This window comes from Bacillus sp. EB106-07-01-XG149 (assembly GCF_058791555.1).
In genome coordinates, this window is sequence record NZ_JBYTDP010000003.1 from 342,551 (window position 1) to 367,679 (window position 25,129).

Below are 25,129 nucleotides of genomic sequence, written 5' to 3' on the forward strand. Positions count from 1 at the left end.
TTTATAGAGTTATGTTCGTTATAATGAACTTAAGGTTTTTAAAAGAGAACAAACATTAGCTAAGCTAATATAGTTTTCTTTATATCTCTTATTGAAAAATAAGAGACAAAAATATAAAAAACAGCTAGGGGGAATTGATTGTGAGTCTGAAAAAGAAATTAGGTATGGGAGTTGCATCAGCGGCATTGGGGTTATCTTTAATTGGTGGAGGAACGTTTGCATTCTTTAGCGATAAAGAAGTATCAAATAATACATTTGCAGCTGGGACGTTAGATCTTACATTAGACCCTAAAACGCTTGTAGATATTAAAGATTTAAAACCAGGGGATTCTGTTAAGAAAGAATTCTTATTAAAGAATAGCGGTTCATTAACAATTAAAGACGTTAAACTAGCAACAAAGTATACTGTGAAAGATGCAAAAGGCGATAATGCTGGTGAAGACTTTGGTAAGCACGTTAAAGTGAAATTCCTTTGGAACTGGGATAAACAAAGTGAGCCTGTATATGAAACAACTTTAGCAGACTTACAAAAAACTGATCCAGATCTTTTAGCTAAAGACATCTTTGCTCCTGAGTGGGGAGAAAAGGGTGGATTAGAAGCTGGTACAGAGGATTATTTATGGGTACAGTTTGAATTCGTAGATAATGGACAAGACCAAAATATTTTCCAAGGTGATTCATTGAATTTAGAATGGACATTCAATGCTAACCAAGAAGAAGGCACTGAAAGATAATAAAAAAGCGGGGACTCCCCGCTTTTTTTTATAAAGAAAAAAGAAGTGCTGGTTGTAAGCACTTCTTTCTATTTATTATTTTTGATCGTGCTTCCATTTGGTAAATTCAAGAAATTCACGAAATTGTTCTTTGGAGACGCCGGAGCTCATCGCATCTTTAACGAGTTGTGTCCATTCGGAGTCTAAGTGATTTTCCTTTGCTGTTTCATCATGAAGTAGAGTATCAACTGGAATTTGTAGAACTGCTGCGATTTTTTCAAGAAATTGAATGGAAGGGTTTTTTTGTAAATTACGTTCTATAGAACTAATGTAAGATTTAGCAACACCAGCTTTTTCGGCAAGTTCAGTTAATGAAATACCTTTTTGTAAGCGAAGGCGTTTTATACGTTCTCCAATCATATTTGCGCACCTTTCTATCAATATGTAGTCGTCTTATGATGTCATTATTATAACATAAACTTCGTTAAAAAGAACAAGCCTATTGAGCCTGACTGGATGGCTTCATACGTTGGAAAAAATGTTCGATATCTTGCAGGGCGATACCAGCGTCTAGAGCTTCAAGTATTAAATCAATCCATTCTTGGTCCAGTGCGTCAGTCTTATCTTTGTACAAATGTAATTCCTCCCTAATTATCGGTCATAACTGCTGCTACAGAATATATGATAATGCAATCGCATTTTGTGTTTTATATAGTGAATTATCAAATATTTTGTAGATAAAACAAAGATAAAATCCCCATTAAATTCCCTCTATGGCGATTATAAAGTTTCTGACAAATATTTTCAATATTTTCAGAAAACATTGTTGAATTGTGATATATTCGTATGCTAACTATGGAATTTTTACAAATATGTTAAAAAAATTACATAATATAACTAAATATTGAAAAAATATTGAATTTTTAATAAAATTCAATTTGTAATACATATTTTTTATTAGGGGAGGAAATAAGGGATGAACAAGAAACCGTTCAAAGTTTTGTCATCAATCGCTTTGACAGCTGTGTTAGGTCTTTCATTCGGAGCGGGTGGCCAGTCTGCATATGCTGAAACACCTGTGAATAAGGCAGCTACGAGCCCAGTCGATGATCATTTAATTCCAGAAGAACGTTTAGCAAATGCGCTAAAAAACCGTGGGGTAATTGATTCGAAGGCTTCAGAGACAGAAACAAAGAAAGCCGTCGAAAAATACGTAGAGAACAAAAAGGGTGAAAATCCTGGGAAAGAAGTATCAAATGGGGACCCACTTACGAAAGAAGCATCTGACTTTTTAAAGAAAGTGAAAGATGCGAAAGCTGATACGAAAGAAAAGTTAGACAAACCAGCAACAGGAACACCTGCAGCGACAGGCCCAGTTAAGGGTGGTCTAAATGGTAAAGTACCAACTTCTCCAGCAAAGGGAAAAGAATATAACGGTGAAGTTCGTAAAGATAAAGTACTCGTTTTACTTGTAGAGTACGCTGACTTTAAACATAACAATATTGATAAAGAACCTGGTTATATGTATACTGACGATTTTAACAAAGAACATTATGAAAAAATGTTATTCGGTAATGAGCCATTCGCATTAGAGGATGGTAGCAAAATCGAAACGTTTAAACAATATTACGAAGAGCAATCTGGCGGTAGTTATACAGTAGACGGAACAGTTACAAAATGGTTAACAGTTCCTGGTAAAGCTGCTGATTACGGTGCAGATGGTGCGACAGGTCATGATAATAAAGGACCAAAAGGACCACGTGATTTAGTAAAAGATGCATTAAAAGCAGCTGTAGATAGCGGTATTGATTTATCAGAGTTTGACCAATTCGATCAATATGATGTAAATGGCGATGGAAATCAAAAACAACCGGACGGTTTAATCGATCACTTAATGATTATCCATGCGGGTGTTGGACAAGAAGCAGGCGGCGGTAAATTAGGTGACGATGCAATTTGGTCACATCGCTGGACTGTTGGACCAAAACCATTCCCAATTGAAGGCACACAAGCGAAAGTTCCATATTGGGGCGGAAAGATCGCAGCATTCGACTACACAATTGAACCAGAAGATGGCGCAGTTGGTGTATTCGCACATGAATATGGTCATGATTTAGGTCTTCCAGATGAGTATGATACAGACTATACTGGTGACGGTGAACCAATTCAAGCTTGGTCTGTTATGAGTGGCGGAAGCTGGGCTGGTAACATTGCAGGAACAACGCCAACGAGTTTCTCACCACAAAATAAAGAGTTTTTCCAAAAAACAATCGGTGGTAACTGGGCAAATATCGTAGAAGTAGATTACGAGAAATTAAATAAAGGTATCGGTCTAGCAACATATTTAGACCAAAGTGTTACGAAATCTAACCGCCCAGGTATGATTCGTGTTAACTTGCCAGATAAAGATATAAAAACAATTGCTCCAGCATTTGGTAAGCAGTATTACTACAGCACAAAAGGTGACAATCTTCACACAAAAATGGAGACGCCACTGTTCGATTTAACAAATGCAACGACTGCGAAATTTGATTTCAAGTCATTGTATGAAATTGAAGCAGAGTATGATTTCCTTGAAGTACATGCTGTAACAGAAGATGGTCAGCAAACATTAATCGAAAAACTTGGTGAGAAAGCAAATAGTGGAAATGCACATTCAACAAATGGAAAATGGATTGACAAATCATACGATTTAAGCCAATTCAAAGGTAAGAAAGTAAAATTAACATTTGAGTACATTACAGATGGTGGTTTAGCATTAAACGGTTTCCTACTTGATAATGCATCACTAAATGTAGACGGTAAAGTAGTATTCTCTGATGATGCAGAAGGTACACCGCAGTTCAAATTAGATGGATTCGCTGTATCTAATGGAACAGAGAAGAAAAAACATAACTATTATGTAGAGTGGAGAAACTATGCTGGTTCAGATAACGCATTGAAATATGCTCGCGGTCCAGAATACAACACAGGTATGGTTGTATGGTATGCAGACTCAGCTTATACAGATAACTGGGTTGGTTTACATCCAGGACATGGTTTCCTTGGCGTAGTTGATTCTCATCCAGAAGCAATTGTTGGAACTTTAAATGGTAAACCAACAGTAGCAAGTAGTACACGATTCCAAATCGCTGATGCGGCGTTCTCATTTGATAAAACGCCAGCTTGGAAAGTTGTATCTCCAACGCGCGGAACGTATACGTATAATGGCTTAGCAGGCGTACCGAAGTTTGATGATTCGAAAAAGTATATTAATAAACAGATTCCAGATGCAGGACGTATTTTACCGAATCTTGGCCTGAAGTTTGAAGTAGTAGGACAAGCTGATGATAATTCTGCAGGTGCTGTTCGTTTATATCGTTAATACAGTAAAACTACCGAAAGATTTTCTTTCGGTAGTTTTTTTGTGAGCAATGAATTTTATATGCAAGAAGAAATTATATATAATGTAACTTTACGAATAGAAATTTATTATATATGAAGTCTATATAAATAATGAAAGAATTGGATAAAAATAGTGGGAGAAGGTGAATGAATGAGTGTTTCTTCTATTGTAAATAAACAAAAGGCATATTTTTATAATGGTCATACGAGAAGTATAGAAGTGAGAAAGAATAATTTGAAGAAGCTTTATAAAGGCATTCAGCGCTTTGAAGAAGAGATATTTCAGGCATTGAAATTAGATTTAAATAAGTCAGTTCATGAGTCGTTTACAACGGAAGTTGGATATGTATTAAAAGAAATTTCCTTTCAATTGAAGCATATTTCATCGTGGAGTAAACCGAAGCGGGTTCGAACAGCACTCACTCACTTTGGATCAAAGGGGAAAGTAGTGCCTGAACCGTACGGTGTGACACTTATTATTGCACCGTGGAACTATCCGTTTCAATTAGCAATTGCACCTCTAGTAGGAGCGTTGGCGGCTGGAAATACAATTGTTTTAAAGCCGTCAGAGCTAACGCCAAACGTTTCCGAAGTGCTTACGAGGATGTTAGAGGAATTATTCCAAGAAGAGCTTGTAGCGGTAGTAGAAGGCGGTGTAGAAAAGAGTACGGAATTGTTAAAGGAACCGTTTGATTATATTTTCTTTACAGGTAGTGTCGGTGTTGGAAAAGTTGTGATGGAAGCAGCAGCGAAACGGTTGACGCCACTCACGTTAGAGCTTGGGGGAAAAAGCCCATGTATTGTACATAAAGATGCAAAAATAGATGTAACAGCAAGACGAATTGTTTGGGGTAAGTTTTTAAATGCGGGGCAAACGTGTGTAGCGCCTGATTATATGTATGTGCATACTTCGGTGAAAGAACAGTTAATCGAGGCATTAAGACACGAAATTGCGGAGCAGTATGGAAAAGATCCACTAAACAATGACAATTATGTACGAATTGTGACTGAACGTCATTTTGAACGTTTATGTGCATTTTTGAAAGATGGTAAAACGGTAATCGGTGGGAACTATAAAAAAGAAACTTTACATATAGAACCAACAGTGTTAACGAATGTTACATGGCAAAGTACTGTTATGGAAGATGAAATTTTTGGTCCGATTTTACCAATTGTAGAATACGACAACATAGAAGAGGTAATTGGCACAATTCAGCAACATCCGAAGCCGTTAGCGTTATATGTATTTTCTGAAGATAAAGAAATACAAAAGAAAGTGACAAGTAATATTTCATATGGCGGAGGCTGTATTAATGATGTTGTCTATCATCTTGCAACGCCATATTTACCTTTTGGTGGTGTTGGAAGTAGTGGATTAGGTAGTTATCATGGGGAAGAAAGTTTTCGGACTTTTTCACATTATAAAAGCATTTTAGCCCAATCTACGGCATTCGATATGAAAATTCGTTACTCTTCTACAAAAAGTGCTTTAAAATTCATACGAAAGTTGTTAAAATGATGATGGTGTTTATCAGTAGGCCTAGCCGTATGATAATAGCCCCTTCGCAATGGAAGGGGTTTTTCTGTTCGACATATGTATCATGCAAAAATGAATCAAACATACTACATAAAGAATAGAAGAGAACGCTGCTAAACAACCATTTTTGTTTGGATCGAAACAAAAAATAGTCTATAAAACATAAATATTTATTCATGAATATAAAAATTAAAATTTAAGGTAGATAGGACGGGAAAATGAAAAAGATTATTAAAGTTGAAGCAGTAGAAAAACATTTTGGAAATCAAGTGATTATCCCACCTCTTTCTTTAGACATTAAAGAAGGGGAATTTTTAACGATTTTAGGGCCGAGTGGTTGCGGGAAAACAACGTTACTTCGCATGATCGCAGGTTTTGAAACGCCAACTAAAGGGAATCTTTTATTAGATGATGAAAAGATTAACGACTTGCCACCATATAAGCGTCATATGAACTTAGTGTTCCAACATTATGCGCTATTCCCACATATGAATGTGGAGAAAAATATTTGTTTCGGTATGAAAATGCAGAAAGTACCGGCAGCAGAGCAGAAAGAGCGTGCTGAAGAGGCAATGCGTTTAACGCAGTTACTTGAGTTCCGTAATCGTAAACCTGCAAAGCTTTCTGGTGGACAGCAGCAGCGTGTAGCAATTGCGAGAGCGATTGTAAATAACCCGCGTGTATTATTACTAGATGAGCCACTTGGGGCGTTAGACTTTAAGTTAAGAAAAGATTTGCAACGTGAATTGAAAAACTTACAACGTAATTTAGGAATTACATTCATATACGTAACGCACGATCAAGAAGAAGCGATGAGCATGAGTGATCGTATTGTCGTTATGAATAAAGGACATATTGAGCAAATTGGAACGCCGAAAGAAATTTACAATAAGCCGAAAACAATGTTCGTTGCGACATTTATCGGTGAAAATAATATTGTGAAAAATGGGGAAGGCTATGTAGCAATTCGCCCTGAAAACGTAAAGGTACGTTCGGTTGAAGAGCCGATTTTAAAAGAATACCATCTTGGACATATTGAAGACGTTGAGTTTGTTGGAAATATGGAAAAGCTATATGTACGTGACGAGAAAACATCAGAATTACTAATGGCATATCAAACTGCTGAAGAAGCAGCGCAGTGGAGCATTGGAGATAATGTATACGTAGGCTGGGAGCAAGAGGACGAGGTGACCTTAAATTGAAAAAAGGGAAATTACTCGCACTACCGACAGTCGCGTGGCTGTTAATCTTCTTCCTAATTCCCCTTCTGTTTGTATTGGCATTTGCCTTTATGCAGCGCGGGGCATATGGGACAGTGGAAATGCAATTTACGTTAGAGAATATAGCTCGTGTGTTTGATCCACTATACATGGGAACGTTATGGGAAACTGTTAAGATTGCAGTTATTACAACAGTAATCTGTTTAGTAATTGGTTATCCATTTGCTTATACAATTACAATTGTTGATCGCAAATACCGTTCAATTCTTTTATTATTGGCAACGATCCCGTTTTGGATTAACTTCCTTGTTCGTTCATACGCATGGATTGTTATTTTACGTTCACAAGGTCTTGTAAACACATTGCTATTGAAACTAGGTATTATAAGTGAACCTTTAAATTTACTATATAACACACCTTCTGTAATACTCGGAATGGTCTATTCTTTATTACCATTTATGATTTTACCGGTGTATGCAGCGATTGAGCAGCTTGATAAGCGTAAGCTAGAAGCAGCTTATGATTTAGGAGCAACACCAGCAAAGGCATTTTGGAATGTAACAGTACCAATGACGATGTCAGGGATTGCTACTGGTTCTATTTTAGTGTTTGTTTCTTCTATCGGAATGTTTGTTGTATCAGACGTTATGGGTGGATCGAAAGTAGCATTAATCGGAAACGTAATTCAAAATCAATTCTTAGGAGCGCGTGACTGGCCGTTTGGATCTGCGTTATCTATGATTGTTGTTCTATTCTCTGTTCTGTTAATTTACTTATATTATCGTGCAACGAAAGTATATAAATATGATGGAAACGGAGGGGAATAGGCAAAGATGAAGAAGTTTTTAGTTTCTTATTCTTGGTTAATTTTATTGTTCTTGTATTTTCCAATGATGGTTTTAATGGTATATTCCTTCAATGATTCTCGCATTAATGCGGAATGGGAAGGTTTTACATTCCATTGGTATACAGATTTATTTCAAAAGCAAGATGTTATTGATGCGTTTGTAAATAGTATGACGATTGCGATCGTAACGACGGTTGTAACGACAGTTCTTGGTGTGATTTTCGCGATTGCATTACATCGTTATAAATATCGTTATGAAGGGGCTATTAACGGCCTTGTGTATTTACCAATTTTAATTCCTGATATTTTAATGGGATTATCTTTACTTATCTTATTTAGTCAATTAGGTATGGAACTTGGTAAAACAACAATTATTATTGCGCACATTACATTTAGTATTTCATTTGTTGTCGTTATTTTAGCAGCACGTCTTTCTGGTATGGGACGTGATTTAGAAGAGGCTGCGAATGATTTAGGAGCAACGCCGTGGCAAACGTTTCGTTTTGTAACGTTCCCAGCAATTGCACCAGGGGTCATTTCAGCCGCATTATTAACATTCACATTATCAATTGATGATTTTGTAATTAGTTTCTTCGTATCAGGACCAGGATCAACAACATTGCCATTATACATTTACAGTATGGTTAAGCGCGGAGTATCACCAGAAATTAATGCACTCTCTACAATTTTAATTGTAGCTATCGTAGGATTAATGGTTCTATCTGAAATCTTCCGTAACAAAGGTGCAGATGGTGAAGAAAACTCTGGAGGACACCTTCCTTTATAATACGAACGATATAGAAAGTACGAGGAGGTAATAAACCGATGAAATTAATGAAAAGATTAGCCGGCGCAGCAATTAGCTTTAGCCTTGTTGCTGGTGTACTTGCTGGTTGTGGTGAAAAGAAAGAAGAGTTAAACATTTATAGCTGGGCTGACAATTTTGATGAGCAAGTGCTAAGAGATTTTGAAAAGAAATATAACGTGAAAATTAACTATGATAAGTATGCAAGTAATGAAGAAATGCTTGCGAAATTACAAGCAGGTGGCGCGAAGTATGATTTAATTCAGCCGTCTGATTACATGGTTAAAACAATGGCGAAAATGGATTTATTAGCGCCGTTAGACAAAAAGAATATCCCGAATATCGAAAATATGGTTTCTAACTTCAAAACACCGGCGTTTGATCCAGAGAATAAATATTCTTTAGTATATACTTGGGGCGTAACAGGTATTGCATACAATAAAAAGTATGTGAAAGAAGCTCCTACAAGCTGGGCTGACCTATGGAATGAAAAATATAAAGGGCATGTAACTTTATTAAATGATTCTCGTGAAGTGTTAGGAATGGGTCTTAAAAAGCATGGATTCTCAAACAGCACGAAAGACGATACACAGTTAAAGACAGCAGCAGATGATTTAAAGAAGCTGCTTCCAAACTTATTAGCATTTGATACAGATAATATTAAACAAAAATTCATTACAGAAGATGCTTGGATCGGAACAGTTTGGTCTGGAGATGCAGCGTTTATCGCAAAAGATAATAAAGATGTAGAGTACGTTGTACCAAAAGAAGGTGGCACAATTTGGGCTGATACGTTAGCAATTCCAAAAGGTGCGAAAAACAAAGAGCTTGCAGAGAAGTTTATGAACTACTTATTAGATGAAAAAGTAAGTGTGAAAAACTACGAGTCAATTGGATACAGTAATCCTAATGAAAAAGCTCATCCTCTTCATAGTAAAGAATATCGTGATAATCATATGATCTTCTTAACGAAAGAAGAATTAGATCGTACAGAATGGCTTGTTGATGTAGACGATAAGCTAAAAGACTATGATCGTTACTGGACAGAGTTAAAAACAAAAGGTAAATAAGTAAGGAAATGCGGTTTCTAAAATAGAAATCGCATTTTTTCATAGTAGGAGGAAATCGCTTGAAAAAGAAGTTGCATCAATATGAGGTAGTATGTATCGTTTTATTACTTGCTGTATTTGGCATTGTGGCTTGGCGTGTACATGCGGGTGGCGTTACAGTGATGGATACATATGTCCGAGCATTAGTAAAAGGATTACAAACAGAAGGTTCGCTTACATTTTTTTCACACTATACAAAATTAGGTTCTGCTATCGGGATCGTAACTACGCTGGCTATAAGTTTACTTGTTTTTTGGAGAAAACGTTATTATGCTGCGATGATCGTGTATCCAATGGGCATTTTAATAACACATCTTGTTAATAAAGGGATAAAAGAAATTGTGAAAAGAGAGCGTCCGTCGTTAAATGAAGCGTTGGATGCGCTTGGATATAGCTTCCCTAGTGGGCATGCAATGTTATCTATTATGACATTCGGATTTCTTACTTATATCATTGCGGCAAATTTGAAGAGTGTAACAGGGAAATATGTTATAACGATTTTGATGGGAATAGTAATTGTATCGATTGGATTAAGTAGAGTTATTTTAAATGTACATTATCCAACTGATATTTTAGCTGGTTATTGCGTAGGTGGTATTTTGTTAATTATGGCGATTTACTGCCATCGTTTACTTACGGAGAGATTGGGACTTAATAAAGAGAGATAAAAAAAACGTCTGGAAAAACTATCAATATAGTGTTTCCAGACGTTTTTTGTTTGTACGAAGATGTGATACAGTATAAATGACAATTGAATTATTTAAAGTAGGTGAAAATGTGTGAAAACAAATGTACATAAAGTAGATAAGTGGGGGAAATTAGGAGCTTTTTTGTATCAGTTTCGTTATACAGTAATTGTAGCATTACTATTGGTTGCGATCGCACTCGGTATTTTCGCTCCAAAGCTGCCGGGAGTATTAGGTGGTGATGGTTTCCAAACGGAAGGGGACTATCAAAAAACGAAAGAAATTTTAGATAAAGATTTTAAGAGGTCTCAAGACACACTTCTACTCGTTTTTGAAAAAAATAAGGGTGCTTCACATGAGGAATTTCAAAAGCAAGTAGAGGGAATTGTAAAGAATGTACAAGAGAAAGAGACATATGAATCTTTCCATCACCCAGTGCAAAATAAAGAAATGTTACAAGATGATATCGGCTATGCGACAATTTTATTTTCCGGGAAAACAAATAAAGAACGAATGGAAAAGACATTGCAATTTGCTGATAAAATCGAAAAGGAAAGTAATGCAGCATTAAAAGTAACGCCTACAGGGTTTCCAAAAATTAATCAAGAGATTAATGAAAGAACGCAAAATGATTTAAAAGTAGCAGAGATGATTGGGTTACCAATTGCATTTCTCGTATTACTATTTTCATTTGGTAGTCTTTTGGCATCTATTTTACCAATTGTAAATGGGGCACTTAGTGTTATTAGTACGATGGGCATATTATACTTTATAGGTAGCGATAAGGAACTATCTATCTTTGTGTTAAATGTTGCACCCATGATTGGACTTGCGCTATCTATTGATTTTGCACTATTATTTGTAAATCGCTTTCGAGAGGAAGTTGCAAAGCGAACGGTAAAAGAAGCGATCGCAATTACATATCAGACAGCAGGGCGCGCAATCGTATTTTCAGGATTATGTGTATTTGTTGGATTATCCGGCTTATTTTTCTTTAAAATCGATTATATTCAGTCTGTCGCAATTAGCGGAATGATTGTTGTGATTATGAGTATTTTATTCTCACTCACACTTCTTCCAGCGCTATTATCATTAATTGGGAAACGAATATTAAAAAAGAATCAAGTAGCGCATACGCCGGCAAAGGCGTGGCGTAAGTTTGCACAATTTGTAATGAAACATCCAATCGCAATGATTATTGTTGTTACAACATTTATTGTGATTTGCTTATTACCGTTACGTACAGCTAATTTGCAGTTCCCTGACGTAGAAGCTCTACCTAAACAAAGTGATACAAGAATTGCATATGAGAAGTACGAAGAGGCATTTAATAAAACTGCAAAAAAACATGCTGATGTTACGTTAGTAGTAGAGACGAAAAAAGATATGAAAGAAAAAGAAAGTTTACAAAAGATAGAAGAAGTCGTTCAAAAGTTAAAAGATGATAAGAAAGTATATGAAGTGAGAAGCTTATACGACGAGTTAACTGGTATGAAAGCAGATCAAGTTGCTGGAATGTTAGAGTCGCCAGAAGCAGCGAAACTAGCTCCTATATTTGAAGCATATACGAAAGGAAATAAGACGACGATAGAAATCTTTTTGAAAACAAAACCACGTACTGAAACTGCTAAACAGTGGGTTCGTGATTTTAAACAAAATTATAAAGAAACAGATGTTACGTATTATTTAGGCGGGATGACGACGTTCCAACAAGAGTTAGAAGATGAAATTAAAGATAAAGTTGCAATTGGTATGTCTGTTATATTTGGATCGACCTTTGTTATATTATTATTTGCATTCCGATCTATACTCATTCCAATTAAGGCGATTATTATGAATATACTTAGTTTAAGCGCAACAATTGGAATTGTTGTTTGGTTATTTGAAGGTGGGCATTTTGGTTTAGAAGCGAGTCCTGTTCTATTTGTCTTACCAATCTTTATTTTCGGTCTCGTATTTGGGCTTAGTATGGATTATGAAGTTTTTCTTATTTCACGTATTCATGAGTTATATGAAGAAACAGGAGATAATGATCAAGCAACGTTAGAAGGACTTGTGTCAACAAGTAGGATCATTACATCAGCTGCGTTAATTATGATTGTTGTAACAGGTGCGTTCGCCTTTACTGATATTTTACCAGTACGGCAAATGGGGCTTGGTGTTGCATTAGCAATATTCCTTGATGCAACAATTATTCGTCTTATGCTTGTACCAAGTTTAATGAAACTGTTTGGAGATTGGAACTGGTGGTTACCATTTCGAAAGAAAAGAGAAAAATCATCGTAAAAAATACTCATCTTATAGATGAGTATTTTTTTATGAATAGCAAGACCTACATTTTGCAAATAGTATGTGATAAGAACATTACATATAAGTAGGTGAAGGCAATGTTTCGTTATTTTAAGTTTAAGCTCAATGATACAGTACAGTTTGCAGAAAACGATGGGCATATGTATCGCATTGTCGGTTATCGATTAGAAAAAGGATATTATCCAAAAGATGAATGGACTCATATCATTTATGAATTACTTAGAGATTTTGATGGGTATACGATGGATGCGGAAGAGGAGGAACTTGTAAAGGTCATTCGAGTAGAGGATGAGTATTACAAAATACAAGAAGTATCGGGCTATCGTTATCCAGTAAAAATGAAGCAAAAACAACAAGTGATGAAAGTAGAAAAAATTGATGACTTATTAGATACGTATAATGATTATAAAAGATTGGCGGATTTCTTTAAAGATTTATCGTATGAGCAAAAAGCGGAAGAAGTATTGCAGGAAATGAAACGGCGTAGAGCGTGAGGGGGACAGTCTACTATAAGACTGGCCTCTATTTTTGACGGTGCATCAAATTGTGTTTTCCGTTACAATGAGAGAATCAATAGAAATAAGGTGATACAGTATGGAAACGAAGAAGAAGGGCGAATGGTGCGAAATTACTGTTCCAGCGAAATGGAATGGCATAAGTATTGATTCGTTATTAAAAATAGAATGGGAAATACCGAAAAAGTTGTTACATCAGCTTCGTATGGAAAAAGGTATTACCGTTAACGGAGAACAGAGAAGATGGAATGAGCTTTTAAAAGAAGGCGATAAGTTACAAGTGCATATGTTTATGGAAGAAGAATACGATGTAGAGCCTGAATATGGTGAATTAGATGTAGTATATGAAGACGATCACGTACTCATCGTAAATAAGCCTGAGAAGATGGATACGCATCCTGCGGAAAAAGGTGGAACGGGAACACTTGCAAACCTTGTTGCTTTTCATTTTCAAATGCAAGGTTTAGAGACGAAGGTTCGTCATATTCATCGGTTAGATAAAGATACGACAGGTGGTGTCGTGTTTGCTAAGCATAGAATTGCTGGTGCAATTATGGATCGTTTATTAATGGAACGAAAAATTAAAAGAACATATGCGGCGCTTGTGGAAGGGAAAGTAAAAGGTAAGCAAGGAACAATTGACGCAGCTATTGGAAGAGATCGCCATCATGCGACGAGACGACGTGTTTCTCCAAAGGGAGATCAAGCTATCACATTTTATAAAGTAGAGAAGTATTTTAAAAACCAAAATGTTACGTTCGTAACGTTACAATTAGAAACAGGTAGAACCCATCAAATTCGTGTTCATATGAGCTATCATGGTAATCCATTAGTTGGGGATGTATTATATGGTGGACAAACGCAATATATGTCCAGGCAAGCATTACATGCGATGAAGATAAACTTCTTACATCCAATTACGAAAGAAGAGATCGAAGTGGATGTACCATTCCCTGCAAAATTAAATGATACAATGAAAGAATTTCAAAGAATGAATGCGTAAAGTGTAAGTTTAAATTTGAGAAAAGTAGATTCTTGCAGGAATTTCTCTAAAAGAAGCGAAGCCGTTAAGAGAAAAGAGAGGTGAGAATTGCTTGGTCAAATATAAATACATACTAGGAATATTTTTCGTTTGTCTTTTAGTTACTCTATGCCTCTATCCATATTTACCAAATGAGATGGCTGTACATTGGGATGAAAATGGTGGGCCGAACGATTTTATGAGTAAACAAGTTGTTATAGCATTTATTCCTTTTTTTCTTATTTTTTTACATGGATTGATGTATATTATTTCACATAATATATATAAGTTTAATGAAGGCGAGCATGTCATTATAAGTGGATTTCTAAAGACGATTACTTTATTTATGTTGTTTATCCATATGCTCATTCTCTTTATTAATTTTGGAAGCATGATATCCTTTCAGACAGGACTAACAATTGGAATTAGTATGTTTCTTTTTATGCTTAGTAAAGGATTTAAAAAAGTTAAGAGTACGGAAAAGGACCCAGTCAAATTACAAAAAATTCGTTTAGTGAGTAGGCGGATTTTTCAAGTGATGGCATGTAGTATATTGTTTTCCTTGTTTTTGAACTTGAAATGGGGATTTTATGTGTTACTTAGTGTAATAAGTTGTGGCTCTATTTTGTTTATGTTCTACATATTGTACTCATACATAATAGAAAGTTATGAAACGTAAAAAAGAGTCTTCTCATAATGAGAAGACTCTTTTAATCTATTTACTTCGTAATAAATTGTTGTGTCCAGTAGTTGCCGCTTTCTACATAGCCAACACCGATGTGAGTAAAGCCGTTATTTAAGATGTTTGCACGGTGTCCAGCACTGTTCATCCAAGCTTGTACTACCTCTTCAGGTGTACGTTGGCCTTGAGCGATGTTTTCACCTGCAGATGTATAAGAAATACCAAATTTCTTCATCATGTCAAACGGAGACCCGTATGTAGGGCTGTTATGATCAAAGTAGTTATTCTTCTGCATATCTTCAGATTTAACACGTGCTACTTTGCTTAATTCAGTATCGATTTTTAGTGCTGGTAAGCCTTGTTTTGCACGTTCAGCGTTTGTTAATTCAACAACACGTTGTTCGAATTCGCTTAAAGATTTTGCTTCTTCAGCAGGCTTTTGCTCAGCAGGTTTTTGTTCAGCAGGTTTTTGAGTATTGTTGTTTTCAGCTGGTTTTTGAGCTTCTGGTTTTTGAACTTCTTCAGCAGGCTTTTGCTCAACTGGTTTTTGCTCAGCGGGCTTTTGAGTTTCTGGCTTAGCTGTTGGTTGCTCAGTTACAACATTTTCAGTTGGTTGTTGACCAGGAATGAAGCAGTTTGGTTGGAAATTTCCTTGTTGCCATTGTGCTAATGACTCAACGCCCATAGATTGTAAGAATGCTTGTAATTCTTGTTGGCTCATTTGCTTCATCATCACTTTTGAATGCTGAATATTTTGAACCTTTATGTTAGATGGTTGTACAGTTGCAGCTTGTGCATCTAAAGATGATACTCCTAAAGTAAGAGCTGTTGCAGCAGCTACAGATAATAAAACACGCTTTTTCATGATGTGTGTCCCCCTATATAAAGTTTTAATTTGTTTTCACACGATTTGTTTTGACAGCCTGTCTGACTGACAAATTCATCGTAGCATACAATTTGCGAGAAAAAAGATGGAAAAAAATTCATAGACTTTAAAATTACCTAATTTATCCTAAGTGAAGAAAAGGGAAAAAATAAGAGAAACATAGAGTATAAAAGGAATTTTCAGCATTTTTATACTTCGTTTTAAGAGGGGGTTTTTGGATAAATGTACCTATATTGAAAATGAAGAATCCTATTGTATCAATGATTTGAGCGTTTTTTTGAGGAATATACTGGATTGATTTTTACAAAACTGTAATGTTTCTGTTGTTCTTTTTTATAATAAAGTAACATATTCTTAATCTTGTAGCGGACAAAAAAGCGGCTATCTCTTTACATAGACGAAGGAGATAGCCGTTTTTCTATTATTACGTATGTTACGAGTTATTACGAGTTGGTTTCAATTGCTTCTAATAATAAATCTACAATGTGAATTCCTCTGATTTTATGAGAAAGTCCTTCTCGTTCGATGCCTAATTTCATTTGTAGTAGACAACCTGGATTTGCAGTAACAATAGTTGCTGCTTCTGTTTCATGTACACGGTCCATTTTATAATCTAGAAATTCCATGGATAGTTCTGAATGAACAATATTGTAAATACCAGCAGAACCACAGCAGCGATCCGCATCTTTCATTTCACGGTATGTTGCGCCTTGAATTGCTTCTAGTAACATACGAGGTTCTGAAGATGTTCGCATAACATTGCGTAAATGACAAGAGTCTTGATACGTAATAATTTGCGGTGTGAGTCGTAAGTCATTTCGTTTATGGAAATCTAGTTCTACTAGAATAGCGGTAATATCTTTAATTTTAGAAACAAACTGCTTTGCACGTTCTGCCCACTGTGGATCATCTTTTAAAAGATAATCGTAGTCTACGAGGTAAGCTCCGCAACCACCAGCATTCGTAATAATATAGTTGATATTTAAATCTTCGAATGCTTTTATATTGCGTTTCGCTAATTCTTTTGCTCCACTTTTCTCACCAGCATGCCCATGTAATGCACCGCAGCAACTTTGTGTTTTCGGAATAACGATATCACAACCAGCTAACTGAAGAAGTTTCATCGTTGCGTTATTTGTTTCTAAAAACATCGTATCCATTAAACAGCCTGTGAAGAATGCAACTTGTTTCTTTTTTGTACTTTCAGCAGGTAAAAATTCAGGACGATCTTTCATTGCTTTCATTTTAGGGACTTTTGGTAAAACGAGATCCATCGTTGCAAGTGTTTCAGGGAATAACTTCATAATACCCATTTTATGTGTTAGTGTTTGTAAACCGGAACGTTGGTAAAATCCGATTAACCCTGTTAATGTTCTCATTCGATTTTGATGCGGGAAGAGCCCTTCAAAAACGACTTTACGAACGGCTCTCACTGGCACCGAGAACTTTTTGTTTTGATTTATAATATCACGAGCTTCTTCTAATAAATGTCCGTAATTTACACCTGATGGACAAACAGGTTCACAAGCACGGCAGCCAAGGCAAACATTCAATGTATTTTCAACATCTTCATCTGGTTCGATTAAACCGTCAACGACTGCTTTCATTATTGCGATACGTCCTCGTGGTGAATGTGATTCTTTATATCCAGATTGAATGTAAGTAGGACAAGTAGGTAAACAGAAACCGCATCGCATACAGTTTAGTAGTTCATCTTCACTTAATCTTTCTTTAAATTCTTTTTGAATGTTTTCTTTATTTAATGTTGTCATCGTTCAACCACCACTCTTTTGCGAGTGTCTTTCGCGAACATCTTGCCAGGGTTCATAATGTTATTTGGATCGAAGGCTTGTTTAATTCCTTGCATGGCAGCAATACCTTCTTTACCTAATTTCATTTCTAAATAAGGAGCTTTCATCGCACCAACACCATGTTCACCAGTAATTGTGCCACCAAGTTCAATTGCTTTCGCAAATATTTCAGCAAAAGCTTGTTCAGCTCGGTGCATTTCTTCTTCATTACGAGCATCTGTCATACAAGTTGGGTGTAGGTTGCCGTCGCCAGCATGCCCAAACGTACAAATAGGAATATTATATTTTTTTGCAATCGCATTAATAGCTTCAACCATCGGAGCTATTTGTGAGCGTGGTACCGTTGCATCTTCTAATATTGTAGTAGGTTTTAATCTTGCAAGTGCTGATAGTGCACTACGGCGAGCTGTCCGAAGCGCATCTGCTTCCGCTTCATCTTTTGCAATGCGAACATCGACTGCATTCATAGAGCGGCAAACGTTAGCCATTTTTTCAATATCTCGATTGACAACTTCAGGCGGACCATCTTGTTCGATTAATAAAATTGCTTTTACATCAGTTGGTAAACCGATTTGTGCAAACTCTTCTACTACTTCAATTGTCGGCTGGTCTAAAAACTCAAGTGTCGCTGGAATGATTTTATTTGCAATAATAGAAGAAACAGCACGTGCAGCTTCATTAATATCTTCATATAGTGCAAGCATCGTTTTCTTCGTTTCGGGCATAGGAATAAGTTTTAATATAGCTTCTGTTACGACGCCAAGTGTGCCTTCAGAACCGATAAATAAACGAGTTAAATCGTAACCAGCTACATCTTTTGCTAATTTACCGCCAGTACGAATAATATCGCCATTTGGTAAGACAAGTTCAAGACCCATCACATAATCACGTGTTACGCCATATTTTAATCCGCGTAATCCACCTGAGTTTTCATTAATGTTACCGCCGATTGTAGAAATTTTCATCGAGCTTGGATCTGGTGGATAAAATAAACCTTTTTCTTCTACCGCTTTAATAATATCAAGTGTAATTACACCAGCTTGTACAGTAATTGTTAAATTCTCTTCATCAATTTCTAAAATGTTATTCATATGGCGGAAGATAAGGACGATACCGCCTTCAAGTGGACATGTCCCCGCGCAAAGGTTTGTTCCAGAACCGCGGACATATACAGGGATTTTGTGAGTGTTACATATTTTTAACACTTCAGCTACTTCATTTGTATTACGAGGAGCAATGACTGCATCAGGCATTGCTTGGAAGTTTGGAGTGGCATCATAACTATACGTTAAACGCCCCATATTGGATGTATCTACATTATCTTTGCCAACAATGGATACGAATGAATGAATAATTTGCTTTTCTAACATTGGAAATCCCCCTCAAACTGTTAACGTATTTAGTCATCATAAAAAACGTTGTAACAGTGCTTTCATTATAATGATAAAAAAGTTGGGGGATTCTTTCTATGTATAATCATCTAAAGATTAATCTTTTTTATCATTCTTTTTTGTATGATTATCTAATATGAGGAGCGAGAAGTATAAAATGTTTAAGTCTTTGAATTGTTTCGGGTCAAGCCCTGTATGCTCCTCAATCTTTTTAAGTCTGTAATGCAATGTGTTAATGTGTATATGTAATTGTTCAGCTGTTTGTTTATAGGATTGGTTATAATCAATAAATAAGCGTAAAGTGTGCATAAGCTCAGGAGATGATAGTAAGTTTTCGATCGTACGCCTTAGAAACTGTTCCCGCGTTTCAGCAGAAATATCTTGTAAGCACATTTCTAAACGTAAATCTTCATTAAATATAATTTTTTTCGTTTCAATTGATACGGAAAGAGCTTGTAATGCTTGTTCGTATGATAAGTTCATATTGCTTGGTGTAACGGATTGTCCAATCCCAATATATAAAGGAATAGAAAACAAAGTTTCACAGTCTTGTTTTAATCTTTTTAAAAATTGATACGTTTGCTCTTTGGAGTTTGTGGCTGTAAATAAAATGAATCGATCATTTCCCCAACGAACAAATAGATGCTCCTTTGTTAATAGATTGCGTATGTGTTGCCAAATCTTACGCTGAAGCATCGTGTCATTTTGATCGATAGAGAACAAAATAAGTTGTTTCTTCTTATATAAATCAATACCAAGTGTTTTTGCGCGATCGAGAAAGCTTGGAGACCAGTCTGTATTTTGAAGCCAATCAAAGACAAATGCTTCATAAGAACGGTGTTCAAGTTCTAGTTGTTCTAAAAAGTAGTTTTCGTGAATGAGTAGTTCGGTCATTTTACGTAATATTTCCCCGTATTGTGAAATGTTTTCAGGTTCGCCTGTAATTCCAATGACACCAATTACTTCGTCATGAAATAGTAAGGGGAGGTTCATACCCGCCTTTACGCCTTGCAAACGTCGTTCATCTTCTTTTGTAATAATGACAGTTTTCTTTTGTTTCGCGCATCGGAGTGCACCTTCATGAAATTGGCCGATTCTTTCTACATCTGTACTCGCGATAATAACACCTTGTATATTAATGATAATAATATTTTCTTTAATTAGTCTGCGTACTTCTCGTACAATTTTATTCGCTAAATCAGGAAAAAGCATAATTTGCACACCTCAAATTCTATTTGTTGTACATTATATATGTAAATGCAGTAAGAAAGGAAAATTTCACACTTTCCACACATTTATTTGTTATTTTACAATTATAACGAAATCATCCGAAGATGGAGGGAATCTTTTGAGAAAGTATGTTTTTCTTCTCTGTTTTTTATTTCTATTAGTAGGGTGTCAAGGAAGTTCATATACACCGATTGCTAAAGATAAAAGTGTTATTATAACAACGAATATAAAAGAAGGTAGTATCAGTTTTGTTGATGAAAAAACTAAAAAGTTAATTACGACATGGGAACTTAATGAACCAATGGCAGGAGTTGCACTACTTCCAAACGGTGAGGACATACTTGTATATGGCAAGCAGTTAGAGTACATGTATGTATATTCACTAGCAGAAGGAAGGCAAGTGGACAAATATAAAACTGGAAAAGGCATTGTAAATGTGATTGTATCCGAGGATAAAAAACAATTATTTGCTGCTGATCAAACTGCTCAAAAGGTAAGGTTCTTTACGATAAAAGGGAAAGAGACAGGGAGTGTATCAACAGGAAAAGGGCCAATAACGATGGTAGAGCACGATAACCAGTTATCGGTATTAAATTTTTATGATACGAAGCTAACGACCATTGATACAAAGAAAAAAGAAGTGATACAATCCTTTATGATTCCCCCAGCATCAACGGGAGCGACAATTAGCCCAGATGGGAAAGAAATATGGATTGGCGGACATGGTGATGGAAATCAAGTCAATGAGAAAGTATTAGTGTATTCATTGCAGAGCGGAGAAATGGTACGTTCTTTACATGCTCCGTTTATGCCTGTGAATATAACGAAGGATAATAAGAATGTATATGCATTAAGTCACGGTTCGAATACGCTTAGAAAGTTTGATGTTCGCACGTATAAAGAGGTGGCTTCTGTAGAAGTAGGATCGAATCCATTTGCATTTTTGAAGAGCGGAGCAGAAGGATACGTAGCAAGCTATGATAGTGATGAATTGTGCGTCATGGATATGAAGAGTTTGAAAATAAAACAAACAATTAAAGTCGGAAAAGGGCCGTTTCAACTCATAGAGAGGGAAGGGAAGGACAATGAGTAAATATAGGGTGCTAGTTGTAGATGATGAAAGTGATATGAGGCAGCTTGTTGGAATGTACTTAGATAATTTCGGATACGAGTGGGGAGAAGCTGAAAATGGAAAAGAGGCTCTAAAAAAATTAGAGACGGATCATTATGATTTCGTTGTATTAGATATTATGATGCCAGAGATGGATGGACTTTCAGTTTGTAAAGAAATTAGAAAAACGTCGGATGTACCAATTATATTTTTAACAGCAAAAGGTGAAGAGTGGAATAGGGTGAACGGCTTACGTATGGGAGCAGATGATTATATTGTAAAGCCATTTAGTCCTGGAGAATTAATTGCTCGTATGGAAGCTGTGTTAAGACGTTATACAAAGCAAGAGCAACAAGAGGAGATTCAGTTTGGACCGATCCTTATTAATGAAAAAAGTAGGAAGATTGAGGCTGATGGTGAGCCAATTTCTCTTACAGTAAAAGAGTTTGATTTACTCTATTTTCTTTGCCAACATACGGGACAAGTATTTAGCCGGGAACAATTGCTGGAAAAGGTATGGGGATATGATTATGCCGGAAGTACAAGAACAGTGGATACGCACGTGAAAACGATGCGTTTGAAGCTTGGAGAAAGTGGAAACTACATTCAAACGGTTTGGGGTGTAGGCTATAAATTTGAGGTGTAACGTATGTTTACGATGGTACAGAAGCTTTGGCTTACAGTAGTATGTGCAGTATGTGTAACAGTTTCCTTTCTTTATTTTGTATCTTTATACTCGTATGAAAAACTATACGTTGATAATTTAAAAGATTCATTAGTAATGGAAGGGAAGCGTCTTGCTGCGCAATATGATAAGCGTGAAGGAATAGCAACTTTTGAAGAGAAAGTAAGAGCATTTGATCAAATATCTAGTTCAGATGTTCTTTTCGTATCTAATCCGCGTGATTTAAGCGCGTGTTTACCTTTTGATGTGCATCATCATTCTCTTATAAGTGAAGGGGACAGACAAGCATTATTAGATGGAAAAACTGTGACAAAGATAGGGTATGAGGAACATTTTGACCGAAATATTATGGGGGTTGTCATCCCTGTTTTAGAAAATAAAAAGTTAGTTGGCATTGTATATTCTTATATTCCTTTAAAAAGTATAAAAGACTTAATATATGATATGGGCCTTATTTTAGCACCGTTAGCACTTGCTATGACTTTACTGACAATATGGATTGGTAGAAAGATTATTATTGCTATTACGAGACCGCTTTCGCAAATGGAACGAGTTGCCAATCATTTGGCTACGGGAGATTTCTCAGAACGGATTACAATTTCTTCCGAAGATGAAATTGGACGATTAGGAAAAGCATTCAATAAAATGGCAAATTCTTTAGAGACAGAAGACGTAAAGCGTAAGGAATTTTTAGCTAACGTTTCGCATGAACTAAGAACACCGCTTAGTTATATAAAAGGATATAGTGAAGCTATTTTAGATGGTGTAGCGAAGGGACCACAGCAGGAAAAAGTAACACAGCTCATTCATAAAGAAGCGGGTCGTATGCAGCGTCTCGTTCATGATTTATTAGATTTAGCACAATTAGAAGGTGAACATTTTCCGTTAAAGAAACAACCTATCGTTTTTTCACAACTGATTGAAGATGTGTTAGATACGTATGAGATTAAGTTTATAGAAAAGAAAATTCGTATTTCAACAAATTTAAATCCAGAAATCATTGTAATGATTGATGAGGATCGTATGCAACAAGTGCTTCATAACGTGTTAGATAATGCGATACGGTATACAAATCAAAATGGGGATATTGTGATAACACTCAGGCAGATAGATGATTACTGTGAATTAAACATAAAAGATACAGGAATCGGTATTGAAACAGAGCATTTAGAAAATCTTGGTGAACGTTTTTACCGCGTTGATAAAGCGAGAAGTCGTCAACATGGTGGAACAGGTTTAGGCCTTGCCATTGTTAGACAAATTGTTCATATACATGATGGACAGTGGCGAATTGAAAGTGAAAAAGGGCATGGAACGACGGTTAGTATTAAATTGAAAATACAAGTTGAAGAAAGCATGTTCTAACGTGAAGGACATGCTTTTCTTCATGAGTGCAAACGAATAGAGGAATACATATAAATTAATATCGAATAAATATTAAAAATTTGACGATTTTATGAACAAAACATTTGTACTTCTTACCAATTCGTTCTAAAATAGTTATGATGCAAAGTTCTTATAAATCGTTTCAATTGTTGTTTGGAAGATACTGAGGTGATTTAACTGGAGTACAAATCTATTAAACCGAAAAAGATTTACGAAGAAGTATCTGAAGCTATTTTAACAATGATTAAAAATGGTACGTTAAAACCTGGTGACAAACTACTTCCTGTACATCAATTAGCTGAGCAGTTTCAAGTTGGTAGATCTGCTGTTCGTGAAGCGCTAAGTGCGCTAAGAGCAATGGGCTTAATTGAGATGAAACAAGGAGAAGGTACATATGTGAAGAATTTCGATTCTTCTTCATTAACAAAATCATTAAACAATAAATTATTAATGAAGAAAGAAGATATTTTGAACTTATTAGAAGTACGAAAGGTGCTTGAAGTGGGGGCAGTTCGAGCAGCTGCGGCAAAACGTACGGAAGATAATTTGCAAAATATGAAGCATTGGTTAGATGAAATGGCAAAGAGCATTGGAGATGAAAAGGCTGGCGAAAAAGCAGATTTTCAGTTCCATATGGGAATTGCGGAGTCTTCGCATAACAACATTTTGCTTGAACTCATGAATCACGTTTCAGAGATGATTGCTGAAACGATTGGTGAATCAAGACGCATTATTTTATATGGTGAACAAACAACATCAGAACGACTTATAGAAGAGCATCAAGTTATATATGATGCAGTGTTAAAGCAAGATGTAGAATTAGCGCAGCAAGCAATGCTAGATCATTTAACAAATGTAGAACATATTGTCACAGGTAAAAACGATATAAATTCGTAATTTAATCTTTTAAAAATCAAATTTTTTGATAAAATAGAGAAAGATTAAGTAAGCGTTTTCTTTAGAAGAGGGAGAGGATAGGCCATGGTTGAGCCTACTTCTTCTTTTCTTAGTCATCTGATGACCATATGTTTGTTGGTGGAGTTGTAAAAAGGGGGAGTAATAATTATGAAAGTTACTTTATTTGTTACTTGTTTAGTCGATATGTTTGAAACAAACGTCGGCAAAGCAACAGTTGAAGTGTTGGAGCGTTTAGGTTGTGAAATTGAATTTCCAGAAGCACAAGTTTGTTGTGGTCAGCCTGCTTATAATAGCGGCCATGTAGAAGCAGCAAAAGAAGCGATGAAACATATGATTGAAACTTTCGAAGATGCAGAATATATCGTTACACCATCTGGTTCTTGTGCGACAATGTTTCATGAGTATCCGCATGTTTTTAAAGATGATCCGAAGTGGGCTAAACGTGCACAAAAGGTTGCCGATAAAACATATGAATTTACACAATTTATTGTAGATGTTTTAAAAGTGACAGATGTTGGTGCAAGCTTACCAGGGATAGCAACTATTCATAAATCTTGTCATATGACACGCCTGCTTGGAGTAAAAGAGGCACCAGGAATTTTATTATCAAACGTAAAAGGATTAACTGTGAGAGAACTGCCAAACGAACAAAATTGTTGTGGGTTTGGGGGAACGTTTTCAGTGAAGATGACTCCAATTTCTGAGCAAATGGTAGATGAAAAGGTAGATAGTGCAATGGAAACAGGTGCTGATTATTTAATCGGTGCAGATTGTGGGTGTTTGTTAAACATTGGCGGACGTATTGAGCGTTTAGGAAAAGAAATAAAAGTAATGCATATTGCTGAGGTACTAAATAGTCGCTCATGAAGGGGGAACATAAGC

23 protein-coding genes are annotated in these 25,129 nt (G+C 36.0%); 17 read left to right on the forward strand and 6 right to left on the reverse strand.

Translation table 11 applies throughout. From position 1 onward, the window contains the following. Positions 1-140 precede the first annotated feature (140 nt). A complete protein-coding gene (gene calY / locus AC3WTA_RS14040; RefSeq protein WP_000053717.1) occupies positions 141-734 on the forward strand; it encodes a biofilm matrix protein CalY in 594 nt (197 codons plus the stop codon). Between the two features lie 75 nt (positions 735-809). On the opposite strand, the gene AC3WTA_RS14045 is transcribed toward calY, so the two are convergent. Together AC3WTA_RS14045 and AC3WTA_RS14050 are read right to left on the reverse strand one after the other, a co-directional pair. Beyond that, on the reverse strand, positions 810-1,133 hold the full coding sequence (locus AC3WTA_RS14045; RefSeq protein WP_000578867.1) for a helix-turn-helix domain-containing protein: 324 nt from the start codon (positions 1,131-1,133) through the stop codon (positions 810-812). Positions 1,134-1,212: 79 nt separating this feature from the next. Next, on the reverse strand, positions 1,213-1,347 hold the full coding sequence (locus AC3WTA_RS14050) for an anti-repressor SinI family protein (protein ID WP_000276217.1): 135 nt from the start codon (positions 1,345-1,347) through the stop codon (positions 1,213-1,215). Positions 1,348-1,689: 342 nt separating this feature from the next. Between AC3WTA_RS14050 and inhA1 the strand changes: the two genes are divergently transcribed. The 11 genes from inhA1 to AC3WTA_RS14105 all read left to right on the forward strand — a co-directional run bounded on the left by inhA1 (position 1,690) and on the right by AC3WTA_RS14105 (position 14,826). Next, entirely contained in the window at positions 1,690-4,077 is a 2,388-nt protein-coding gene (gene inhA1 / locus AC3WTA_RS14055; protein WP_492332915.1) for a M6 family metalloprotease immune inhibitor InhA1, read from the forward strand. A 171-nt stretch (positions 4,078-4,248) separates the two neighbouring features. Next, positions 4,249-5,616 (forward strand): aldehyde dehydrogenase, encoded by a 1,368-nt coding sequence (locus tag AC3WTA_RS14060; RefSeq protein WP_000116791.1) that lies wholly within the window; start codon positions 4,249-4,251, stop codon positions 5,614-5,616. Between the two features lie 236 nt (positions 5,617-5,852). Next, the gene (gene potA, locus AC3WTA_RS14065) at positions 5,853-6,836 is read left to right on the forward strand and encodes a spermidine/putrescine ABC transporter ATP-binding protein PotA (RefSeq protein WP_000720323.1); all 984 of its coding nucleotides are present in this window, start codon (positions 5,853-5,855) and stop codon (positions 6,834-6,836) included. Further along, entirely contained in the window at positions 6,833-7,681 is an 849-nt protein-coding gene (gene potB, locus AC3WTA_RS14070) for a spermidine/putrescine ABC transporter permease PotB (protein WP_000715495.1), read from the forward strand. The genes potA and potB overlap by 4 nt, the downstream gene beginning before the upstream one ends. Before the next feature lie 6 nt (positions 7,682-7,687). Next, entirely contained in the window at positions 7,688-8,488 is an 801-nt protein-coding gene (potC, locus tag AC3WTA_RS14075; RefSeq protein WP_000714200.1) for a spermidine/putrescine ABC transporter permease PotC, read from the forward strand. Between the two features lie 38 nt (positions 8,489-8,526). Further along, positions 8,527-9,576, forward strand: coding sequence for a spermidine/putrescine ABC transporter substrate-binding protein PotD (gene potD / locus AC3WTA_RS14080; protein WP_000772499.1), 1,050 nt, complete (start codon positions 8,527-8,529; stop codon positions 9,574-9,576). A gap of 59 nt (positions 9,577-9,635) precedes the next feature. Then, complete coding sequence (locus AC3WTA_RS14085) at positions 9,636-10,283, forward strand: phosphatase PAP2 family protein (RefSeq protein ID WP_000727811.1); 648 nt, start codon at positions 9,636-9,638, stop codon at positions 10,281-10,283. Positions 10,284-10,394: 111 nt separating this feature from the next. Continuing rightward, complete coding sequence (locus tag AC3WTA_RS14090; RefSeq protein WP_000856429.1) at positions 10,395-12,587, forward strand: MMPL family transporter; 2,193 nt, start codon at positions 10,395-10,397, stop codon at positions 12,585-12,587. A gap of 101 nt (positions 12,588-12,688) precedes the next feature. Continuing rightward, a complete protein-coding gene (locus AC3WTA_RS14095) occupies positions 12,689-13,105 on the forward strand; it encodes a YodN-related protein (protein WP_000490305.1) in 417 nt (138 codons plus the stop codon). A 100-nt stretch (positions 13,106-13,205) separates the two neighbouring features. Next, a complete protein-coding gene (locus tag AC3WTA_RS14100) occupies positions 13,206-14,129 on the forward strand; it encodes an RluA family pseudouridine synthase (RefSeq protein ID WP_000448332.1) in 924 nt (307 codons plus the stop codon). A gap of 91 nt (positions 14,130-14,220) precedes the next feature. After that, entirely contained in the window at positions 14,221-14,826 is a 606-nt protein-coding gene (locus tag AC3WTA_RS14105) for a DUF1648 domain-containing protein (RefSeq protein ID WP_070168560.1), read from the forward strand. 40 nt (positions 14,827-14,866) lie between these two features. Here the strand turns inward: AC3WTA_RS14105 and AC3WTA_RS14110 are convergent, their stop codons facing one another. The 4 genes from AC3WTA_RS14110 to AC3WTA_RS14125 all read right to left on the reverse strand — a co-directional run bounded on the left by AC3WTA_RS14110 (position 14,867) and on the right by AC3WTA_RS14125 (position 20,129). Next, positions 14,867-15,694 (reverse strand): CAP domain-containing protein, encoded by an 828-nt coding sequence (locus AC3WTA_RS14110; protein WP_000747578.1) that lies wholly within the window; start codon positions 15,692-15,694, stop codon positions 14,867-14,869. A gap of 464 nt (positions 15,695-16,158) precedes the next feature. Continuing rightward, positions 16,159-17,487 carry a (Fe-S)-binding protein gene (locus AC3WTA_RS14115; protein ID WP_000209612.1) on the reverse strand — a complete coding sequence of 443 codons (1,329 nt, stop codon included), beginning with the start codon at positions 17,485-17,487 and terminating at the stop codon, positions 16,159-16,161. Beyond that, positions 17,484-18,896 (reverse strand): glycolate oxidase subunit GlcD, encoded by a 1,413-nt coding sequence (gene glcD / locus AC3WTA_RS14120; RefSeq protein ID WP_070168561.1) that lies wholly within the window; start codon positions 18,894-18,896, stop codon positions 17,484-17,486. The genes AC3WTA_RS14115 and glcD overlap by 4 nt, the downstream gene beginning before the upstream one ends. A gap of 117 nt (positions 18,897-19,013) precedes the next feature. Further along, entirely contained in the window at positions 19,014-20,129 is a 1,116-nt protein-coding gene (locus tag AC3WTA_RS14125) for a CdaR family transcriptional regulator (RefSeq protein WP_000898634.1), read from the reverse strand. A gap of 136 nt (positions 20,130-20,265) precedes the next feature. On the opposite strand from AC3WTA_RS14125, the gene AC3WTA_RS14130 reads away from it, so the two are divergent. From AC3WTA_RS14130 to AC3WTA_RS14150, 5 genes are all read left to right on the forward strand, one after another. Beyond that, positions 20,266-21,240: a YncE family protein gene (locus AC3WTA_RS14130; protein ID WP_001234161.1), complete on the forward strand. Its 975-nt coding sequence runs from the start codon at positions 20,266-20,268 to the stop codon at positions 21,238-21,240. After that, positions 21,233-21,904, forward strand: coding sequence for a response regulator transcription factor (locus AC3WTA_RS14135; RefSeq protein ID WP_000049878.1), 672 nt, complete (start codon positions 21,233-21,235; stop codon positions 21,902-21,904). The genes AC3WTA_RS14130 and AC3WTA_RS14135 overlap by 8 nt, the downstream gene beginning before the upstream one ends. 3 nt (positions 21,905-21,907) lie before the next feature. Continuing rightward, a complete protein-coding gene (locus AC3WTA_RS14140) occupies positions 21,908-23,308 on the forward strand; it encodes a sensor histidine kinase (protein ID WP_000494801.1) in 1,401 nt (466 codons plus the stop codon). Between the two features lie 228 nt (positions 23,309-23,536). Then, on the forward strand, positions 23,537-24,226 hold the full coding sequence (locus AC3WTA_RS14145; protein ID WP_254913065.1) for a FadR/GntR family transcriptional regulator: 690 nt from the start codon (positions 23,537-23,539) through the stop codon (positions 24,224-24,226). Between the two features lie 168 nt (positions 24,227-24,394). Then, the gene (locus AC3WTA_RS14150) at positions 24,395-25,114 is read left to right on the forward strand and encodes a (Fe-S)-binding protein (RefSeq protein ID WP_000869144.1); all 720 of its coding nucleotides are present in this window, start codon (positions 24,395-24,397) and stop codon (positions 25,112-25,114) included. The last annotated feature ends 15 nt before the right edge of the window (positions 25,115-25,129 follow it).